21 protein-coding genes are annotated in these 20337 nt (G+C 46.9%); 19 read left to right on the top strand and 2 right to left on the bottom strand.

All coding sequences use genetic code 11. The features are described 5' to 3' along the window. Positions 1-104 precede the first annotated feature (104 nt). The 15 genes from mnmE (at position 105) to MED92_RS10765 (ending at position 14039) form a co-directional block, all read left to right on the top strand. Entirely contained in the window at positions 105-1472 is a 1368-nt protein-coding gene (gene mnmE, locus MED92_RS10835; protein WP_007021584.1) for a tRNA uridine-5-carboxymethylaminomethyl(34) synthesis GTPase MnmE, read from the top strand. Between the two features lie 116 nt (positions 1473-1588). After that, a complete protein-coding gene (locus MED92_RS10830) occupies positions 1589-1879 on the top strand; it encodes a hypothetical protein (protein ID WP_007021583.1) in 291 nt (96 codons plus the stop codon). A 703-nt stretch (positions 1880-2582) separates the two neighbouring features. Beyond that, positions 2583-4478: a tRNA uridine-5-carboxymethylaminomethyl(34) synthesis enzyme MnmG gene (gene mnmG, locus MED92_RS10825; protein WP_007021582.1), complete on the top strand. Its 1896-nt coding sequence runs from the start codon at positions 2583-2585 to the stop codon at positions 4476-4478. Next, the gene (gene rsmG, locus MED92_RS10820) at positions 4478-5116 is read left to right on the top strand and encodes a 16S rRNA (guanine(527)-N(7))-methyltransferase RsmG (RefSeq protein WP_007021581.1); all 639 of its coding nucleotides are present in this window, start codon (positions 4478-4480) and stop codon (positions 5114-5116) included. Before mnmG ends, rsmG begins: the two co-directional genes overlap by 1 nt. 2 nt (positions 5117-5118) lie before the next feature. Continuing rightward, positions 5119-5913, top strand: a complete 795-nt coding sequence (locus MED92_RS10815; RefSeq protein ID WP_007021580.1) for a ParA family protein — start codon at positions 5119-5121, stop codon at positions 5911-5913. Positions 5914-5916: 3 nt separating this feature from the next. After that, positions 5917-6795 (top strand): ParB/RepB/Spo0J family partition protein, encoded by an 879-nt coding sequence (locus MED92_RS10810; protein WP_007021579.1) that lies wholly within the window; start codon positions 5917-5919, stop codon positions 6793-6795. A gap of 191 nt (positions 6796-6986) precedes the next feature. Further along, positions 6987-7406, top strand: a complete 420-nt coding sequence (locus tag MED92_RS10805) for an ATP synthase subunit I (RefSeq protein ID WP_007021578.1) — start codon at positions 6987-6989, stop codon at positions 7404-7406. 16 nt (positions 7407-7422) lie between these two features. Continuing rightward, a complete protein-coding gene (atpB, locus tag MED92_RS10800; protein ID WP_007021577.1) occupies positions 7423-8268 on the top strand; it encodes a F0F1 ATP synthase subunit A in 846 nt (281 codons plus the stop codon). Between the two features lie 89 nt (positions 8269-8357). Continuing rightward, on the top strand, positions 8358-8594 hold the full coding sequence (atpE, locus tag MED92_RS10795; RefSeq protein WP_007021576.1) for a F0F1 ATP synthase subunit C: 237 nt from the start codon (positions 8358-8360) through the stop codon (positions 8592-8594). A 64-nt stretch (positions 8595-8658) separates the two neighbouring features. Further along, the gene (locus MED92_RS10790; protein ID WP_007021575.1) at positions 8659-9129 is read left to right on the top strand and encodes a F0F1 ATP synthase subunit B; all 471 of its coding nucleotides are present in this window, start codon (positions 8659-8661) and stop codon (positions 9127-9129) included. A gap of 14 nt (positions 9130-9143) precedes the next feature. Then, positions 9144-9677 (top strand): F0F1 ATP synthase subunit delta, encoded by a 534-nt coding sequence (locus MED92_RS10785; RefSeq protein WP_007021574.1) that lies wholly within the window; start codon positions 9144-9146, stop codon positions 9675-9677. A 12-nt stretch (positions 9678-9689) separates the two neighbouring features. After that, positions 9690-11234, top strand: coding sequence for a F0F1 ATP synthase subunit alpha (atpA, locus tag MED92_RS10780; RefSeq protein WP_007021573.1), 1545 nt, complete (start codon positions 9690-9692; stop codon positions 11232-11234). A 70-nt stretch (positions 11235-11304) separates the two neighbouring features. Then, positions 11305-12168 (top strand): F0F1 ATP synthase subunit gamma, encoded by an 864-nt coding sequence (atpG, locus tag MED92_RS10775; RefSeq protein WP_007021572.1) that lies wholly within the window; start codon positions 11305-11307, stop codon positions 12166-12168. A gap of 36 nt (positions 12169-12204) precedes the next feature. Continuing rightward, entirely contained in the window at positions 12205-13581 is a 1377-nt protein-coding gene (atpD, locus tag MED92_RS10770; protein ID WP_007021571.1) for a F0F1 ATP synthase subunit beta, read from the top strand. Between the two features lie 32 nt (positions 13582-13613). Further along, positions 13614-14039 carry a F0F1 ATP synthase subunit epsilon gene (locus tag MED92_RS10765; RefSeq protein WP_007021570.1) on the top strand — a complete coding sequence of 142 codons (426 nt, stop codon included), beginning with the start codon at positions 13614-13616 and terminating at the stop codon, positions 14037-14039. A gap of 235 nt (positions 14040-14274) precedes the next feature. On the opposite strand, the gene MED92_RS10760 is transcribed toward MED92_RS10765, so the two are convergent. Further along, positions 14275-14661 carry a hypothetical protein gene (locus MED92_RS10760; RefSeq protein WP_007021569.1) on the bottom strand — a complete coding sequence of 129 codons (387 nt, stop codon included), beginning with the start codon at positions 14659-14661 and terminating at the stop codon, positions 14275-14277. A gap of 194 nt (positions 14662-14855) precedes the next feature. Beyond that, positions 14856-15596 carry a TrmB family transcriptional regulator gene (locus MED92_RS10755; RefSeq protein WP_040662753.1) on the bottom strand — a complete coding sequence of 247 codons (741 nt, stop codon included), beginning with the start codon at positions 15594-15596 and terminating at the stop codon, positions 14856-14858. 99 nt (positions 15597-15695) lie between these two features. Between MED92_RS10755 and glmU the strand changes: the two genes are divergently transcribed. The 4 genes from glmU (at position 15696) to MED92_RS10735 (ending at position 20281) form a co-directional block, all read left to right on the top strand. After that, a complete protein-coding gene (gene glmU / locus MED92_RS10750) occupies positions 15696-17063 on the top strand; it encodes a bifunctional UDP-N-acetylglucosamine diphosphorylase/glucosamine-1-phosphate N-acetyltransferase GlmU (protein WP_007021567.1) in 1368 nt (455 codons plus the stop codon). 2 nt (positions 17064-17065) lie between these two features. After that, positions 17066-18889 carry a glutamine--fructose-6-phosphate transaminase (isomerizing) gene (gene glmS / locus MED92_RS10745; protein ID WP_007021566.1) on the top strand — a complete coding sequence of 608 codons (1824 nt, stop codon included), beginning with the start codon at positions 17066-17068 and terminating at the stop codon, positions 18887-18889. Positions 18890-19220: 331 nt separating this feature from the next. Then, positions 19221-19469, top strand: a complete 249-nt coding sequence (locus tag MED92_RS10740; protein ID WP_007021565.1) for a hypothetical protein — start codon at positions 19221-19223, stop codon at positions 19467-19469. 134 nt (positions 19470-19603) lie between these two features. Then, positions 19604-20281, top strand: coding sequence for a transglutaminase-like cysteine peptidase (locus MED92_RS10735; protein ID WP_007021564.1), 678 nt, complete (start codon positions 19604-19606; stop codon positions 20279-20281). Positions 20282-20337: the final 56 nt, after the last annotated feature.

Below are 20337 nucleotides of genomic sequence, written 5' to 3'. Positions count from 1 at the left end.
TATCGGAATAAAAAAGCCGCTATCTATATAGCGGCTTTTTTGTGCCTGTTTGTGTTGAACCTGTTAAAATTTGAAGCGTTTTTAAGCCGAGTGGAACTAAGCCCATGACACTAACCAACAATGACACCATTACTGCGCAAGCAACACCTCCCGGCCGAGGTGGCGTGGGTATCGTTCGTGTGTCGGGCCCACTGGCAAAAGCGATTTCAACACAGGTTCTGAAAACTGAACTAAAACCCCGCTATGCCTATTATGGTCCATTCTTTGATAGCAATGATCAGGAAATAGATCAGGGAATTGCGCTGTATTTTCCAGGGCCCAACTCTTTTACGGGTGAAGATGTTCTGGAACTTCAGGGACACGGTGGTCCGGTTATCGTTGACCTCATCCTGAACAGGGTCAAAGAACTCGGCGCTCGTCTGGCAAATCCAGGAGAGTTTTCAGAAAGAGCCTTTCTAAATGACAAGCTGGATCTTGCTCAGGCAGAGGCGATCGCAGATCTAATTGATAGTTCATCTGAACAGGCTGCCCGCTGTGCCATTCGTTCTCTGCAGGGTGAATTCTCCAAACGGATTCATGAACTGGTTGAAGCCCTGATTAACCTGCGCATCTATGTTGAAGCGGCTATCGATTTCCCTGAAGAGGAGATCGACTTTCTCGCTGATGGGAAAGTGCTTAGCGACCTGAAATCCGTCTTAGGGAAAGTTGAAGCCGTGCAGGCTGAAGCCAAACAAGGCAGTCTGCTTCGTGAAGGTATGAGCGTGGTTATTGCCGGTCGCCCCAATGCGGGTAAATCCAGCTTGTTAAATGCGCTAGCCGGTCGTGAAACAGCTATTGTCACCGATATCGCTGGCACCACACGTGACGTGTTACGTGAACATATTCACATCGATGGTATGCCGCTGCATATTATCGATACGGCAGGTTTGCGCGATGCGCCGGATGAAGTAGAACGAATCGGTATTAATCGGGCCTGGGAAGAGATTCGCAAAGCAGATCGTGTTCTCTTGATGGTTGATAGTCAGAGTACACAAACCGATGACCCAGAGCAGATATGGCCAGAGTTTGTCCATCAGCTTCCGGAATCCAGCCGAATAACGGTTATTCGTAATAAAGCAGATCTGAGCGGTGAAACAATAGGCCAGCGCGAAGCCCACGATCACACAACCATAACGCTTTCTGCAAAAGAACAGAGTGGGGTAGATCTACTTCGTAACCATCTGAAAGAGACCATGGGCTTTAGCTCAACAACTGAAGGGGGCTTTATGGCCCGCCGCCGTCACCTGGACGCTCTGGAAAGAGCCCATGAACTTCTGCAAACCGGTCTTGATCAGCTGGAATATAATGGTGCAGGTGAACTTTTAGCTGAAGACCTCCGCCAGGCTCAGAATTCACTGAATGAGATTACCGGCGAATTCACCCCGGATGATCTGCTGGGCCGTATCTTCAGCTCGTTCTGTATCGGGAAATAGCCCCAAAGTAGTAAGGCTAATCAATAAACCGGTAACGATCTTATGGTATTGTGTACAGAGTCGTAGAGTTACGACACTGTATATTCCGCAAGGAAGCGATTGTTTAAGGTTTGTTAATGCTTTCTAAACACCGCATCCTGTTGATATCTGTACCTCTATTTATCTTGCCTGTAGCCGCTGGTGCCTGTAACCACACACTCACCCCCGAAGAAGCGGGCATTCTATCTGACCGTTCGGCTCCCCCTTCTATTATTTCTAAAGATCTTCCTGGTGCTGATTCAATAGCTAATAGCTCAGAGCCAGAGCAAGTTGAAGCACATGAACATACCTGCGATAAAAACTCAGCGGAAGAGTGGATCAAACATATCGATAAAACCTTAAATAGCCTGGATATCAAGCACAGTTAGATAATCGATAAGCTGCAGGTACAGTCTAGCCTTCGAACTAACTTCACATTCGAAAACCAGCCCTTCTATGCAAGCCACTGATCGAAAAGAAAAATCTCACTTTCCTAACAAGTAAACCAAAACTTATTATCAGCTTATCCACAAAATTCTGTTAACTTGTTTATATTAACAATCTGTGGAAATCATGTTTATTATCTATTTAAAAGCCAAAGTATATCAATATTATCAATAAGTTAAAGATAGTGCATCCACTTGTGCTATTAACTTTCTTGCTTCACTAAATTCAGAGCTATCCCATTTACTCACATGCCTTGTGAATAAACTGTATAGGTAAGCTTAGTTATCCTTGGGACAACTTTGTGTGTACTTTGCGCTGTTGATAAACAGGCAGTTTATGCACAAGTTACAGGCCTGTTTTGCATACATTATATGCACCATAAACCAAGGGTTATCATTCATCTAACATCATGTTTTTAAATAAAAAAAAATGGTTATCACCAGAAAACTGGCTGACCATATATAATCATTAAAATAAAAAAACATATATATTCTTTATCTTATTTATTCTTTATATAAAGAAAGAAAACAGATCTGTATAAAAAATGATCATTTCTAAGTTGATCAGGTAAAGGTATAATCAGCGCCCTTTTCAGATCAGATCTTCATTGTCATCAGACAAGATTCATTTAGAGGTAGAACAACGGTGGATTTTCCAACCCGCTATGATGTCATTGTTATCGGTGGTGGCCATGCCGGTACAGAAGCAGCTTTAGCTTCTGCACGTATTGGTGCTAAAACGTTATTGTTAACCCATAACATTGAAACCTTAGGACAGATGTCCTGTAACCCTGCCATTGGCGGTATTGGAAAAAGCCATCTGGTTAAAGAGATTGATGCACTGGATGGTGCAATGGCCCGTGCTACCGATAAAGGTGGTATTCAGTTCAGAACACTTAATTCAAGAAAAGGTCCTGCGGTACGTGCAACTCGTGCGCAAGCAGACCGAATCCTCTATAAAGCGGCTATTCGGCATATTCTGGAAAACCAGGATAATCTGGATATATTCCAGCAGTCAGCAGATGATCTGATTACTGAAGGGGAAGCAGTTAGAGGTGTGGTTACTCAAACCGGCATTCGTTTCCATGCTAATTCTGTTGTTCTAACCGCAGGTACATTCCTCGGTGGTGTTATCCATATTGGTTTAGAAAACCACTCGGGTGGTAGGGCAGGTGATCCGCCCTCTATTGCATTGGCAGATCGTTTAAGAGAACTGCCTTTCCGTGTCGACCGTCTTAAAACCGGTACACCTCCACGGATTGATGCACGTAGTGTTGATTTCAGTGTCATGCAGGAACAGCCAGGAGATACCCCGACACCGGTTATGTCGTATATGGGTAAATTGACTGATCATCCACAACAGATCAGCTGTTACATCACCCATACCAATGAACGGACACATGAAATTCTTCGCAGTGGCTTAGATCGCTCACCTATGTATACCGGAGTGATCGAAGGGGTTGGCCCACGTTACTGTCCATCGATTGAAGATAAGATCATGCGTTTTGCTGACAAAGACCAACATCAGGTCTTTGTTGAACCGGAAGGTCTGACAACACATGAGCTCTATCCGAATGGTATATCGACGAGTTTGCCATTTGATATTCAGCTCGCTGCGGTGCAGTCGATTCGTGGTTTTGAGAATGCGCATATTGTTCGTCCAGGCTATGCGATTGAATATGATTTCTTCAATCCGCAGGATCTGAAACATACCCTAGAAACCAAGTACATGAATGGTCTCTTCTTTGCTGGCCAGATCAATGGCACAACAGGTTATGAAGAAGCCGGTGCACAGGGCTTGTTAGCGGGTGCGAATGCCGCGCTTAGATCTCTGGAAAAAGCACAGTGGTACCCTCGTCGTGATGAAGCCTATATTGGTGTATTGGTTGATGACTTGATTACACTGGGTACATCGGAACCGTACCGAATGTTTACCAGCCGTGCAGAGTATCGTCTGATTCTTCGTGAAGATAACGCTGATCTGCGTTTGACTGAAAAGGGCCGTGAGCTTGGGCTTGTCGGTGAAGAGCGCTGGCAGGCCTTCTGTAATAAGCGCGAAGCGATCGAGCAGGAACAGCAGCGCCTTAAATCCACCTGGATTTTGCCAAAAACACCGGAAGCTGATGAGCTGGCACCCAAACTGAAAACACCACTGACCCGCGAATATAATCTTGCTGATTTGTTGAAGCGTCCGGAGCTGGTTTACAGCGATCTGGCACACCTCAAAGGTGAAGGTGTCAGTGATGAACAGGTAGCGGAGCAGGTTGAGATCCAGAACAAGTATGAGGGTTATATCAGCCGTCAGAAAGATGAGATCGAACAGATGCGCCGTCAGGAAAATACACCGTTACCGGAAGACTTCGATTATGAAAAGGTCGGTGGCTTATCTAACGAACTGAAAGCAAAACTTCAGGAAGTGCGCCCGGCTACAATTGCTCAGGCTTCGCGAATACAGGGTATTACCCCAGCGGCGATCTCTTTGCTGTTGGTCTATCTAAAAAAACAGCAACTCACTAAAAAACAGGATAAGGCGGCTAGTTGATGCAGCAGGTATCAGAGCAGCAGTTGGAAGCTGCACTCAAACAGGGCATTTCTCAGTTAGGTTTGGCACTATCTGAGCACCAGATTGATCAGTTAATCCGTTATTTGAATCTGCTGATCAAATGGAACAAAGCCTATAACCTGACTGCGGTACGTAACCCGATGGAGATGATAGACCGCCATCTGATCGATAGCCTCAGCGTAGTGCCCTTCATCGAAGGTAAGCGAATCATCGATGTGGGAAGTGGCCCGGGTTTGCCTGGTATACCTCTTGCAATCTGTTATCCGGAACTACCAGTGACGACACTGGATAGCAACGGTAAAAAAACGCGTTTCCAGCTTCAGGTTAAAGGCGAATTAGGTCTGAATAATCTGACTGTGGTTAATGAGCGTGTTGAAAACTGTAATTTTGAGCCATTTGATCAGGTGATCTCCCGTGCTTTCGCCTCTTTGGAAGATATGATCAACTGGACGCAACAGCTTTGTCATCAAGAGGGTGTTTTTCTTGCAATGAAAGGGCTGTATCCTGAAGAGGAACTATCAGCACTGCCTGATGGTTATGAACTTAAAATCTGTCATCGGTTGAATATTCCCGGGACAGAAGGGGAAAGGCACCTGCTAGTTTTAGGGAGACGCTAGGCGTGGCAAAGATCCTGACGATCACAAACCAGAAAGGAGGCGTAGGTAAAACGACTACTTGCGTCAATCTGGCTGCTTCACTGGCCGCTACAAAGAAACGGGTATTGCTGGTGGATCTGGATCCACAGGGTAATGCCAGCATGGGTAGCGGTGTAGACAAGCACACCCTGGAAAATACGGTATATGAGGTCCTGACGGATAAAGTTAAGATCCATGAGGCGATCCTCAAAGATACCCCGGCCGGTTACGATATTATCGGCTCTAACGGTGATCTGACCGCAGCGGAAGTTGAGCTTCTGCAAATTCCCCGTCGTGAATTCAGACTGAAAATGGCGCTGATGGAAGTCGATGATGAATATGATTATGTCCTGATCGATAACCCGCCATCACTGAACCTGTTAACGGTCAATGCGCTGGCATCCTCCGCGGGCGTTATTATTCCTATGCAGTGCGAGTATTATGCTCTTGAAGGTATCTCCGCACTGATCGGAACAATCGAAAAGATCAATAAACGACTGAATCCTAATCTGAAGATCGAAGGTATTCTGCGTACCATGTTCGATCCCCGGATGAGTTTGACCAAAGATGTTTCAACCCATCTGGTCGAATACTTTGGCGATAAGGTATATCGCACGGTTATCCCGCGTAATGTGCGTCTGGCAGAGGCTCCAAGCCATGGTTTGCCAGCACTGCTGTACGATAAAAATTCACGCGGTGCTGTGGCCTATCTGGCCCTGGCCGGTGAACTGATTCGTCGTACCAAATTAGAAGAAAAAGAGACCTCACAGGAAGCATAATCGATGGCTAAAAAGCGTGGCTTAGGCAAAGGGCTGGATGCACTGCTGTCCAGCGTTAGCGATGTAGAAGAAAAAGTTTCAACGCAAGAGGCCGAGACCCTGGATGGGTACCGGTTGCTTCCTGTCGATGTGATCCAGCGTGGCCGCTACCAGCCGCGTCGTGACATTGAGCCTCAGGCCCTGGAAGAGTTATCCAACTCGATTCGTGCTCAGGGGGTGATGCAACCGATTGTGGTTCGCCCAATCGATTCGGATCGATACGAAATTATTGCCGGTGAGCGCCGTTGGCGTGCTACTCAGATGGCGGATCTGCTGGAAATTCCGGCCATCGTTAAGGATGTACCGGACGAAGCTGCGATCGCCATGGCGTTGATCGAGAATATCCAGCGTGAAAACCTTAATCCGATCGAAGAAGCGATCTCTTTGCAACGTCTGCAGGATGAGTTTGAACTGACTCAGCAAGAAGTCGCTGATGCCGTGGGTAAATCCCGCTCTGCTGTAACAAATCTGCTACGTCTGATGAACTTAACAGATGAAGTGAAAAAAATGCTTGAGTACGGTGACCTGGAGATGGGCCATGCCCGGGCACTGCTTTCACTGGAAGACGACAAACAAATTGAAGCGGCGCAGGAGATTGCGGGTCAGGGCTTATCGGTGCGTCAGACCGAAGCACTGGTTAAGAAAATTCAGCAGGGTGATAAACCGGCTGAAGAAAAGGCTAAGCCTGCACCAAATGAGCGCTTAAACGTACTCTCCGGTGAGTTATCACAGCGCTTTTCGGCAAAAGTATCGATTAGTGAAAATGCCAAAGGTAAAGGTAAAATCACGATCAACTACGATGATGCTGAGATGCTCGACGGCATTTTACAGCTGCTCAAATAGCTCGAGTAGTTACTACTTTGGCACTGCAGAGAGTGTGACCGAGGGCAATGCTTGATACGACATTAGTGCAAATGGGTAAACTGCCTGTTGTTTCGGCGGCCCTAAGCTCATATAATCGGCACGCATTTTAGGGTGCGTGCGCTTTACTGGGGCACAGTTTCAGAACGGTTTAGATTTAAGGTTGTGTTGCAATGACATTGGGCAAGGGGAACCTAAAACAGGGAGCCCATAGTCGTAAAACACGCAGCCGGATCTTTAAAATCCTTCTGATTCAGGCAGTTATATGCTTAATCTTCTCCGCTGGCTTGATACTGGTGGATCTGGAAACGGCATACTCTGCATTGCTTGGCGGGGCTATTTATCTTCTGCCAACCCTCTATTTTGCTGACCGGGCGCTAAGATTTAGTGCCGGGCAAAGTGCAAAGCGCGCATTAGCTGAAATGTATATGAGCCAAATATGGAAAATGGCTTTAATGACGGTGGGTTTTGCTGCCGTATTTATAACGATTCAACCCCTGAATCCATTTTCCTTATTTGGCACGTTTATCTTGATGCAAATCCTTAATTGGGTAGCTCAGATAGGCCTGAATACAAGATTCCTGAAACTTTGAACGAGAGAAACTGAGAATGGCTAGTAGCGACACAGTAACATCCTCAGAGTATATATCCCATCACTTGACTAACCTCACGTTCGGTTATCATGAAGCGTCTGAATCTTGGCGTTTTGTGAATACTGATCCGTCTCATGGTGAAGTCATTATGCCTGGCGACTTCGGTTTTTGGGCAATTCATGTGGATACTATGCTTTGGTCTGTTGGCCTGGGTATTTTGTTTTTGTGGTTATTCCGTAGCGTAGCGAAAAAAGCTACTTCCGGCGTACCTGGAGGCACCCAGAACTTTATCGAAACAATCATTGAGTTTGTAGACGATAACGTTAAGGGGATTTTCCACCACAAAAACCCGGTTATTGCTCCGTTGTCACTGACAATCTTCGTCTGGATCTTCCTGATGAACCTCATGGACCTTGTACCAATCGATTGGGTGCCATACGTGGCTGCTCAGATGGGTATTGGTTACATGAAGATCGTACCAACCACTGACCCGAATGCGACACTGGGCATGGCGTTCAGCGTATTCTTCCTGATTATCTACTACAGCATCAAACAGAAAGGTGTAAGTGGATTCCTGGCAGAGCTATCGCTTCAGCCAATGGGTAAGTGGATGATTCCTTTCAACCTGTTCCTGGAAGTTGTTGGCCTACTGGCTAAGCCTATCTCCCTGGCGCTTCGACTGTTCGGTAACATGTACGCAGGTGAAATGATCTTTATCCTGATTGCTCTGCTTCCTTTCTGGGCGCAGTGGGTACTATCTGTGCCATGGGCAATCTTCCATATTCTGGTAATTACTCTGCAGGCGTTCATCTTTATGGTGCTGACAATCGTTTACCTTGCGATGGCACACGATGATCACTAAGAGTGGTTCATGAACTGAAGTACATATTGAAAACGATTAATAACTTTTATTTAAATTTAAACTTTTAAACTTAATGTGGAGAAAAACAGATGGAAATTGCTAACGCTTTGGTATTCCTGGCTGCTGCGCTTCTAATGGGTCTTGCTGCAATCGGTGCTGCTGTAGGTATCGGTAACCTGGGTGGTAAATTCTTGGAAGGTGCTGCTCGTCAGCCTGAACTAGTACCACTGCTACGTTCACAGTTCTTCATCGTAATGGGTCTGGTTGACGCTGTACCTATGATCGGTGTTGGTCTGGGCATGTACCTGATGTTCGCTGTTGCATAAGTAGCCACTCGTAACTTAATGACACTCGAGTCCTACTTAATTAACAACCGCGAGAGGTAATGGCGTGAATATTAATATCACCATTATTGGCCAGGCAATCGCATTCTTTATTTTCGTTGTTTTCTGCATGAAATATGTGTGGCCGCCAATTACGGCAGCACTTGCAGAGCGTAAGAAGAAGATTGCTGAAGGTCTGGACGCTGCTGACCGTGCTGAGCGTGATCTACAGCTGGCTCAAGAAAAAGCCACTGAAAACATGCGTAAAGGCAAAGAAGAAGCAGCTGCCATCATTGAACAGGCCAACAAGCGGGCTAACCAGATTATTGATGAAGCTAAAGAGAAAGCTCTAGAAGAAGCTAACCGTGTTAAAGCGGCTAAAGAAGCTGAACTTGAGCAGGAAGTTAACCAGGCACGCGAAGCACTGCGCGCTCAGGTAGCTACTCTGGCATTAGCTGGTGCTGAAAAAGTACTGGAAGCTTCTATCGATGAGAAGGCACACGCGCAGCTTGTTGAAAAACTGGCCGCTGAGCTTTAAAGCGAGGTTTAAAGATGGCTGAAGTCAACACTGTCGCTCGGCCTTATACCAAAGCTGCTTTTGAGTATGCGATGGATAAGGGTAACCTCGATCAGTGGTCCGCTACGCTGACTCTGGCTGCTGCTGCAGCAGAAGATGAAAACGTAGTGCGTGTACTGGGTAACCCTGCACTGACAGATGCACAGAAAGCTGATCTGATGATTGGCCTATGTGAAGAAGCTGATGAAGCGGGTAAGAACTTCCTGCGTTTGCTGGCTGAGAATAAGCGTCTGGCAATTTTGCCAGAGATCAATACTCAGTTTGCAAAACTGAAAGCAGATCAGGAGAAGTCACTGGATATCGAAGTGACGACTGCCTTTGAACTGCAGGATGAGCAGCAGGAAAAACTTGCTCAGGCACTGAAAACTAAACTAGGTCGTGAAGTAATTCTGTCCTCACAGGTAGATAAGTCTATTCTGGGTGGTGCGGTAATTCGTACAGACGATTTAGTGATCGACGGCTCCGTTCGCGCGCGACTCGCGAAGTTGGCCGAAGCGATGAATTCCTAGGGGAATAAAAGCATGCAGCAACTGAATCCTTCTGAGATCAGTGAGATTCTCAAGAAGCGCATCGAAACTCTTGATGTGACTTCAGAAGCCCGTAATGAGGGCACTGTAGTGAGCGTTTCCGATGGTATCATTACGATCCACGGACTTGCTGACGTTATGTACGGGGAAATGATTGAATTCCCTGGCGGTATCTACGGTATGGCGCTTAACCTTGAGCGTGACTCCGTTGGTGCTGTAGTACTGGGTGATTACCAGGACCTGGTAGAAGGTGCGACTGCACGTTGTACTGGCCGTATCCTGGAAGTACCAATTGGTCCGGAACTGCAGGGTCGTGTAGTAGACGCTCTGGGTAACCCGATCGATGGTAAAGGCCCTGTTGAAACTAAATTGACTGACGCTGTAGAGAAGGTTGCACCTGGTGTAATCGAGCGTCAGGGCGTAGATCAGCCTGTACAGACTGGTCTTAAAGCGATCGACTCCATGGTTCCAATCGGTCGTGGTCAGCGTGAGCTGATCATCGGTGACCGTCAGATTGGTAAATCTGCGATCGCGATCGACGCTATCATCAACCAGAAAGATACCGGCGTAAAATGTATCTACGTTGCAGTAGGCCAGAAACAGTCTACTATCGCTAACGTTGTACGTAAGCTGGAAGAGCACGGCGCGATGGATCACACTATCGTTGTTGCTGCTGGTGCATCTGATCCTGCAGCGATGCAGTTCCTGGCGCCATACGCTGGTTGTACTATGGGTGAATACTACCGTGACCGCGGTGAAGACGCGCTGATCATCTATGATGATCTGACTAAGCAGGCTTGGGCATATCGTCAGATTTCCCTGCTGCTACGCCGTCCGCCAGGTCGTGAAGCATACCCAGGTGACGTATTCTACTTGCACTCTCGTCTGCTAGAGCGTGCTGCGCGTGTAAACGCTGACTATGTTGAGAAGTTTACTGACGGTGAAGTTAAGGGCCAGACTGGTTCCCTGACATCTCTGCCTGTAATCGAAACTCAGGGTGGTGACGTATCCGCATTCGTACCAACAAACGTAATCTCCATCACCGACGGTCAGATCTTCCTTGAAACTGACCTGTTCAACTCCGGTGTACGTCCAGCGATCAACGCTGGTCTGTCCGTATCCCGTGTAGGTGGTGCAGCTCAGACTAAGATCATCAAGAAACTTGGTGGCGGTGTACGTCTGGCTCTGGCTCAGTATCGTGAGCTGGCAGCATTCGCACAGTTCGCTTCTGACCTTGATGACGCGACTCGTGACCAGTTGGAACACGGTCAGTCCGTAACCGAGCTGATGAAGCAGAAACAGTACTCCCCAATGTCTATCGCTGACATGGGTCTGAGCCTGTACGCTGCTAACGAAGGTTACCTGAAAGGTGTAGATCTGAACAAAGTACTGGACTTTGAAGCGGCTCTGATCGCGTTCTTCAACAGCGAATACGCTGATCTGATGAACGATATCAACGCAACTGGCAACTACTCTGATGAGATTGCTGCACAGTTCAAAGCTGGTATTGAAAAGTTCAAGTCTACGCAAGCTTGGTAAGAACTCGTTTAGAGTGATCGATCTGCATGCCTGGCATGCAGATCTAACACCAAACTAAATAGGCGGAACTATGGCAGTCGGAAAAGAGATTAAGACAAAAATTGCGAGTGTGCAGAGCACGAGGAAGATTACCAGCGCTATGGAAATGGTTGCTGCTTCTAAGATGCGTAAAGCACAGGATCGCATGGAGTCTTCTCGCCCGTACGCCCGGAGTATCCGTGGTGTAATTCAGCACCTGGCCAAGTCCAATCCTGAGTACAGACACTTGTACATGCAGGAGCGTGAGACTAAGCGCGTTGGTTTTGTAATTGTAGCAACCGACCGTGGCCTGTGTGGTGGTTTGAACGTTAACGCGTTCAAAGCAGCTGTTAAAAGCATGAAAGAGTTCCATGACCAGGGTGTCGAAATTGACATCTGTGCGCTGGGCAGCAAAGCCGGTTCGTTCTTTAAGAGCTATGGCGGTAATGTAGTTGCAGCGAAAACTCACCTGGGTGATGCGCCGGAAGTGGCGGATCTGATCGGGTCAGTTAAGGTCATGCTGGATGCTTATGATGAAGGCAAGCTGGATAAACTGTTCATCGTGTCTAACGATTTCGTTAACACAATGACACAGCAGCCTGCTGTATCTCAGGTGCTTCCACTGAAGGCAGAAGAAGACGATGACAAGCTCAATCATCACTGGGATTACCTGTATGAGCCGGACGCAAAAGAGCTGCTAAACAGCTTACTGGTTCGTTATGTAGAGTCCCTGGTCTATCAGGCCGTGGTTGAGAACAATGCCTGTGAGCAGGCAGCACGTATGCTAGCGATGAAGAACGCAACAGACAACGCTGGTGATATGATTGATGAGCTGGAAATGATTTACAACAAAGCTCGTCAGGCCGCGATTACTCAGGAAATTTCTGAGATCGTTGGTGGTGCTGCAGCTGTTTAATACAGGTCACAGGTTAAATAATTAGAGGATCCGAACATGAGTAGCGGAACTATTGTTCAGATTATCGGTGCGGTAGTTGACGTGGAATTTCCACGTGATTCTGTACCGAAGGTTTACGACGCGCTGACCGTAACTAAAAACGGTTTGACGCTGGAAGTTCAGCAGCAGCTGGGCGACGGTGTTGTTCGTGCGATCGCAATGGGTCAGACTGAAGGCGTAAGCCGTGGTCAGGACGTTGCGAACACTGGTGCGCCAGTTTCTGTACCTGTTGGTACAGCAACACTGGGTCGTATCATGGACGTACTGGGTAACCCAATTGATGAATGTGGCGAAATCGGTGAAGAAGAGCGTATGCCTATCCACCGTAAAGCGCCATCTTACGACGAGCAGGCAGCATCAAACGAACTGCTGGAAACTGGTATCAAGGTAATCGACCTGGTATGCCCGTTTGCTAAAGGTGGTAAAGTTGGTCTGTTCGGTGGTGCGGGTGTAGGTAAAACCGTAAACATGATGGAGCTGATCCGTAACATCGCGATCGAGCACTCAGGTTTCTCCGTATTCGCCGGCGTAGGTGAGCGTACTCGTGAGGGTAACGACTTCTACTACGAGATGAAAGAATCCAACGTACTGGATAAAGTATCTCTGGTTTACGGTCAGATGAATGAGCCTCCAGGTAACCGTCTGCGTGTAGCGCTGACTGGCCTGACAATGGCTGAAAAATTCCGTGACGAAGGTCGTGACGTACTGTTGTTCGTAGACAACATCTACCGTTACACACTGGCAGGTACTGAAGTATCAGCACTGCTGGGTCGTATGCCTTCTGCGGTAGGTTACCAGCCAACTCTGGCAGAAGAGATGGGCGTTCTTCAGGAGCGTATCACTTCTACTAAGACTGGTTCCATCACGTCTATCCAGGCGGTATACGTACCTGCCGATGACTTGACTGACCCATCTCCAGCAACAACCTTCTCTCACCTTGACGCAACAGTAGTACTGTCTCGTCAGATCGCAGAGCTGGGTATCTACCCTGCGGTTGACCCACTGGATTCAACGTCTCGTCAGCTAGACCCACTGGTTATCGGTACTGAGCACTATGAAATTGCTCGTAACGTACAGGGTGTACTTCAGCGCTATAAAGAGCTGAAAGACATCATCGCTATCCTGGGTATGGACGAACTGTCTGAAGAAGATAAATCTCTGGTAGCACGTGCACGTAAGATCCAGCGATTCCTTTCTCAGCCATTCTTCGTAGCTGAAGTATTCACCGGTGCTCCTGGTAAATACGTGCCACTGAAAGAAACTATCAGCGGCTTTAAAGGCATCCTGGAAGGCCAGTACGACGATCTGCCAGAGCAGGCGTTCTACATGGTTGGCGGTATCGACGAAGCGATCGAGAAAGCTAAAGGCATGTAATTGCCTTTAGCTAACCTTTACGAGGTATAAATATGGCTATGACTGTTCATTGCGACATCGTAAGTGCTGAAGAAGAGATCTTCTCTGGCTTGATCGAATTCGTATCCGTAACAGGTAGCCTGGGTGATCTGGGTGTATATCCAGGTCACGCTCCGCTTCTGACGGAACTGAAACCAGGCCCTGTCGAGCTACGCAAACAGGGTGGCGAACAGGATATCTTTTACGTATCCGGTGGCTTCTTGGAAGTACAGCCTCACAAGGTAACTGTTCTTGCAGACACTGCTCTGCACGCAGCAGACCTTGATGAAGCAGCTGCTCAGGAAGCACAGAAACATGCTGAGCAGGCGATGGCTGATAAAACTGCCGAGTTCGAATACTCGAAAGCAGCCTCCCAGCTGGCCGAAGCTGCAGCGCAGATTCGTACCCTACAGCAGATTCGTAAGAAACTGGGTCGTTAAGACTCTGTCCTTACAATCCACATATCAAAAGGCAACCTTCGGGTTGCCTTTTTTGTTTCTGCTTGGGAAGAAAGAAATGGACGCGGTAGAACGGTTAGAGGCGGCTTCACTATAAGGACAAAGCCGGGCTTCTTGAGGAAGGCTGAAAAGCCGAAAGCAAGTAGGGCTAGCTAGCTCCCAATCAAAGGTATGGGATAAGAGCTACCGCTAAGATTCGAGTAACTATCGATTTCATTCATAATTTGAAATTGCTATACAGAAGGTCGTATTCGTATTGCAGTGTAGCGAATGCCTTCGCTGTGGCCTGATTCATAGGCAGTCTAAATTCAGAATCTGAAATCTTTTCTACGACATACAGCTTGTTTGGTGGAGAGATGAGCAGATTGGCAAACTGTTGTGTGTTCCAGTTATAGGTCTGGCCTTTCTGAAGGCCATACGCATGGGCAATTTCATGCTCATAATAAGATGGAATGATAAGGCTGAGTTGCAAGCAGTCGGAACTGCGACACATAACTCCATTATCCAGATCAACCAGATAATGGTCTCCTGGAAGGTATTTAATATCCTGAGCTGCACATCCTGCTAAAAGCGCTATGCCACCTAGTAAGCCAAAATATTTCATTGCTACTCACTCTCGCTGGTATTTACGCGGTTTAAGCCAACCTGGTAACCGCCTGAATCTGTGCTGATGTCTGCAAGATTCCAACAGACTTAGCAGTTATTAATCTAAAAATATGATATTGCTAAGTGCCTGTAAGAAAGCCCTTATACAACAGTTTAATTTCAAATCGGTTGCTATGTCATGTTAAAAACTGACTAAAGTAGCCGCCATAAGGTATCAAAAATAATTTTTTGCGCGCCTGCAACCTCCGCTGAATCAATGACTACTGCGGTAGGGTAGTTCTCTGATGCCAGTGAGATGATTGCGCATTTAGGCGGGTATATAGCGATATAGGCTGCATCCACTTTCCCTTCGGTTTTGATCCACTTACGTTCAGAAAGCAGAGCGTCTTCACCGCCGTCACCAATCGCGATTGCGCGAACGGTTATACCACGCTGTATGCGCTGGTTTGTGAAGTTAGGGAAGGGTCTGTAGAGGTGCTTCCTGATCGGCTTGGAGGAGAACACTGAGTAGCTGTCAGCGTCGGAGTTAGCAACGGTAATCAGGATGTCTTTAAGAACGTGCTCGATCCCGTCATCGCCCTCATAGAAGCTAACATTGGCTGCATTAAAGTCAGGTTTCAGATGTTGTAGTTCTGGAATGATACTCTGTTTGAGCTCTTCCATTGCCCGGTCCAATCCCTGACGACGTTCTTCGGCTAGCTGTAACAGGATATCCGGATCTACCGGAGCAAACAGACGCCGTTTACCCTTTGGCTGGTAGGTAACAATACCTTTTTGCTGCATCTCTTTGAGGCTTTCGTATGTGCTGCCACGATTAACACCTGATTTGTCAGCAATTGTTCGTATAGAACTAGCCCCTAAAAAAAGTAGTGCTTTATAGATCTCTATTTCTCGTGGGCTTAAGCCTAATAGGTTAAATATCTCAGTATTCATAATTGTCATAAAATTTGTGACAAAAGGGATTGTGTGAATTCTTTTTTACTTTAAAGTGCTGACAAAATAAAGCGTAAACTTCACAAGGAAGGAAAGGCCATGTCTGTAGACGTTGTCATCCTGGCTGCCGGACAGGGCAGCCGTATGAAATCAAACCTGCCTAAAGTGCTGCATAAAGTCGGTGGTAAGCCGATGGTCCAGCATGTTATCGATACAGCATCAGAGCTGAATGGGGTGAATACCCATGTGGTGATTGGTCATGGAGCTGACAAATTACGTGATGAACTCGCCGGCCAAACTTTAAATTTTGCTTTGCAGGCGGAACAGAAAGGCACAGGCCATGCAGTTGCACAGGCAATGCCTTCGGTTGCTGAAGATAGTGTGGTATTGGTCCTCTACGGAGACGTACCACTAACCAAAGCTGAAACGATGCAGCAGATGGTTGAGATCGCAGCCACAGGTGATCTGGCGCTATTGACGGTTAATCTTAAAGACCCGACGGGTTATGGCCGCATTGTTCGTAATGAACAGAGCCGTGTTGTGGCGATTGTCGAACACAAAGATGCCACTGCTGAACAGCACAAGATCAACGAAGTAAATACCGGGATTCTGGCAGTTAAAAGTAGTCATCTGAATGAATGGTTGCCAAAGCTGTCATCTGAAAATGCCCAGGGTGAGTACTACCTGACCGATATTATTGCGATGGCGGCTGATCAGGGGCTGACTATTAGTGCGATACAGCCTGAAGCTGAAGAAGAGGTACAGGGTGTAAATAACCGGGTACAACTGGCAGAACTTGAACGTTGGTATCAGGCTCAACAGGCTGAGTGGTTGATGGTAAACGGAGCGACCCTTGCTGATCCAAAACGTATAGATGTACGAGGCAATGTAAAAATTGGTCAAGATCTGTTGATCGATGTGAACGTTGTCCTTGAAGGTGAAATTGAGCTGGGTGACAACGTTGTTATTGAACCTAACTGTTACCTAAAAAACTGTACGATTGCTGCAGGCACACGGATTAAAGCGAATACCGTTATTGAAGATGCAACCGTTGCTGAAGCTTGTGATATTGGTCCGTTTGCCCGCTTACGTCCAGGTACTCAACTGGCAGCCAAAGCTAAAGTTGGCAACTTTGTTGAAACGAAAAAGGCGATTGTGGGCGAGGGTAGTAAGATCAATCATCTGTCTTACGTTGGTGATGCAATCTTAGGTAAAGACGTTAATGTCGGTGCCGGTACGATCACCTGTAACTACGATGGCGTTAATAAGTCCCTGACGGAGATCGACGATAACGCATTCATTGGTTCTAACACTGCGTTGGTTGCACCAGTCAAGGTGGGCAAAATGGCTACTGTAGGTGCGGGTTCAACCATCAGTAAGAGTGTTTCAGATGATGCTCTTGCGGTTACCCGGGCTAAGCAGGCTGAAGTTAAGAACTGGCCACGTCCACAGAAGAAAGGAAACTAATTATGTGCGGAATAGTTGGAGCAGTAGCGGCGCGCCCGGTTCAGGAAATTCTGTTGGAAGGTTTGCGTCGTCTTGAGTATCGCGGCTATGACTCTGCAGGTGTAGCCCTACAAACAGACGCAGGGATCCAGCGCTGTCGTCGTACCGGCAAAGTACAGGCGTTGTCTGATGCGTTACAAGCCGAGCCTCTGATGGGCACAACAGGTATTGCCCATACTCGTTGGGCGACCCATGGCGTGCCTAATGAGGCCAATGCTCATCCTCATATGTCTGCTGATCAGTTAGCGGTGGTACACAACGGCATCATCGAGAATTTTGAAGAGTTAAAAGATCAGTTGCAGAACGACGGTTATGTTTTTAGCTCTGATACTGATACCGAAGTAATTGCACACTTACTTGCTAGGGAGCTAAATACAACGAGTTCGCTGCACACAGCGGTTGCCAATATTATCGGTAAACTTGAAGGCGCCTATGCGTTGGGTGTGATCGAAAAGACTGATCCAAGCCAGTTGGTGACAGCCCGTAAAGGCAGCCCTTTGGTGATTGGGGTGGGTATTGGTGAAAACTTTATCGCCTCAGACCAGTTGGCACTTTTGCAGGTTACCGACCGTTTTATGTTCCTGGAGGATGGCGATGTTGCTACTCTGACGGCCAGCGATATTACGGTGACCGATATTTCCGGCAATAAAGCTCAGCGCGAAATCTCCCAGTTTGAACATGGTGTAAGTTCGGCTGATAAGGGTGAATTTAAGCACTATATGCTTAAAGAAACCTATGAACAGCCAGAGGTCATTAAAGCCTGTCTCGAAGGGCGTGTGAGTGATGATAAGCTGCTTGAGCAGTGCTTCGGTGTAAAAGCTGGTGAGATCTTTGATCAGGTTAAGCAAGTACAGATTATTGCTTGTGGTACTAGTTTTCACGCAGGTCTGATCGCTAAATACTGGATCGAAGACCTGGTGGGCATTCCTTGTATGGTGGAAGTGGCAAGTGAGTACCGTTACCGTCCAGTCGTTATCCCCGAAGGCACACTGTTTCTGACCATCTCTCAGTCAGGCGAAACAGCTGATACGCTTGCAGCACTTCGTGAAGTTCAGTCACGTGTGTTGGCATCACTGGTGATCTGCAATGTACCGGGGAGTACCTTAGTACGTGAGTCCGATCTGGCGTTGATGACTAATGCGGGTCCCGAAATCGGTGTGGCATCCACTAAAGCCTTCACGACTCAACTGGTCGCTTTGATGCTGACGACCCTGGCTCTGGGCCGTCGCAATGGCCTGACGGCTGAACGTGAGTCAGCGATTATCGCAGCGCTGAAAAAGCTTCCTCAGCAGGTTCTTCATGCACTGGAGATGGATAGTGATATCGAGAAAATGGCGCAGTCCTTTGCTGAAAAACAGCATTCGCTGTTCCTGGGTCGTGGTACTTTGTATCCCGTTGCTAAGGAAGGTGCTCTGAAGCTTAAAGAGATCTCTTATATTCATGCAGAGTCTTACCCTGCAGGTGAATTGAAGCATGGCCCTCTGGCCCTGGTAGATAAAGAGATGCCGGTCGTTGCGGTAGCACCGCAGAACGATATGCTGGATAAGCTAAAGGCTAACCTTCAGGAAGTGCGTGCACGTGGCGGCGAACTGTTTGTCTTTGCTGGCTCAGATAAGGTTCAGTCAGAAGAGGGGATCTATGTGCTTAACATGCCGGAGTGTGAGGAAATTATGCAGCCTGTACTGTATACCATTCCGTTGCAGCTACTCTCTTACCATGTTGCCATCCTGAAAGGGACCGATGTCGATCAGCCGCGAAATCTGGCTAAGTCAGTAACAGTCGAATAAATCTGTATTAAAGCCGGCCTTGGTATCCTCAGCAGTTGTCCAAGGCCAGCTTCATTCTTTTAAGTTACTTCTTCTCTTCTCTTTAATAAGCCTGTTCAGGCTGCTGTATCGCTCTGTGGCTCTTTCCGCACTAATCTTGGCTTATGAGTTGGCTAAATGAATTTTTTTATAAATTTTTAAGTTCATGATTTAGTTCAAGAAATGTGATGAATATAGGCGGCTGATTAAATTTTATTCAGAAATTGAGTGTTCATTCGGGAACGCTTTGGAAATATTCATGTCATAGCTTCTACATGCAGTACAAAAGAAGCAATTAATAAAGGTAGATATCATGAAAACTCAATTTAAAGCGGTAACTTTTGCTCTTCTGTTCACACCTGCTGTAGCGATGGCGACTGAAGATTTTAAACCTGGTGATTGGTTGTATGACATTTATTCCGGTGCTTATCTAGAGGAGAGCAGAGCTCACTCTGATGTAGCAATGGACGTAAATAAAACGATAGAACAGGAACCTACCGCAGCGGGAGCTCGTGCAGATTACACTGACTTCCCAATTGTTATTAATGTAGGATCACTATAACGTATACGCGTTAATGCTCCCCCCTTTTGCGATAGCATGAGGGGGGAATAATCTTGGTTCAGACTTTTGATTGAGGCTTTGAAATTTATAGGTATGCGGGCTAATTTTTAGAGGGGCTATTAGGAGGGGCATTTATGTTAAGAAAAACAGCTCGTTTATTTAACGTTAAATTTATCCATTTCTCCGTGCTGGCATCTATATATGCTGCAAGCCCTGTTCATGCAGGCCATCTACAAAAAATCCTCCCCCAGTCACAAGTTAAAAAAATATACCGTCACTATGATCGCGAGACAGCGGAACGCTTCGATGCGTGGAATCAGCTGTTAAAGAGCAGCCATGACAAAAGTGATATTGAGAAACTCGAACTGGTAAACAATTTCTTCAACCAGATGAAGTGGGCTGAAGATAAGCAACTTTGGGAGAGTAAAGACTATTGGGCTACTCCCATAGAAAGCCTGATTAAAAATGCTGGGGATTGTGAGGACTTTTCAATTGCCAAGTATTTCACCCTTCTCGAATTAGGTATCCCCGTAGAGAATTTAAAAGTTTCTTACGTCAAGCTGATTGAAGATAACCAGGCCCATATGGTCCTTGCTTACTATGCTGAAGAAAACTCGGACCCTCTGATTCTTGATAATATTCATAAAGAAATTCGCCGGGGCTCGGAACGAAACGACTTAGATCCAATGTTTCATTTCAACAGCCAGGGGGTATGGAAAAAAGGTGAATCAGAAAAGCTCTTGGATTCAGCCACTGAAATTAAACAGTGGGCTGAAATGATGAAGCGTATTAACTTAGAGCAAAACACCTAGAATAAATATCACAATTTCATATCTACTCATAACTGATAGAGCTTTAGAAAGGGTGA

It is taken from the genome of Neptuniibacter caesariensis, assembly GCF_000153345.1.
Taxonomy (GTDB): domain Bacteria; phylum Pseudomonadota; class Gammaproteobacteria; order Pseudomonadales; family Balneatricaceae; genus Neptuniibacter; species Neptuniibacter caesariensis.
Note: the sequence above shows the minus strand (reverse complement) of the source record. Positions and strands in the feature narration are given on the sequence as shown.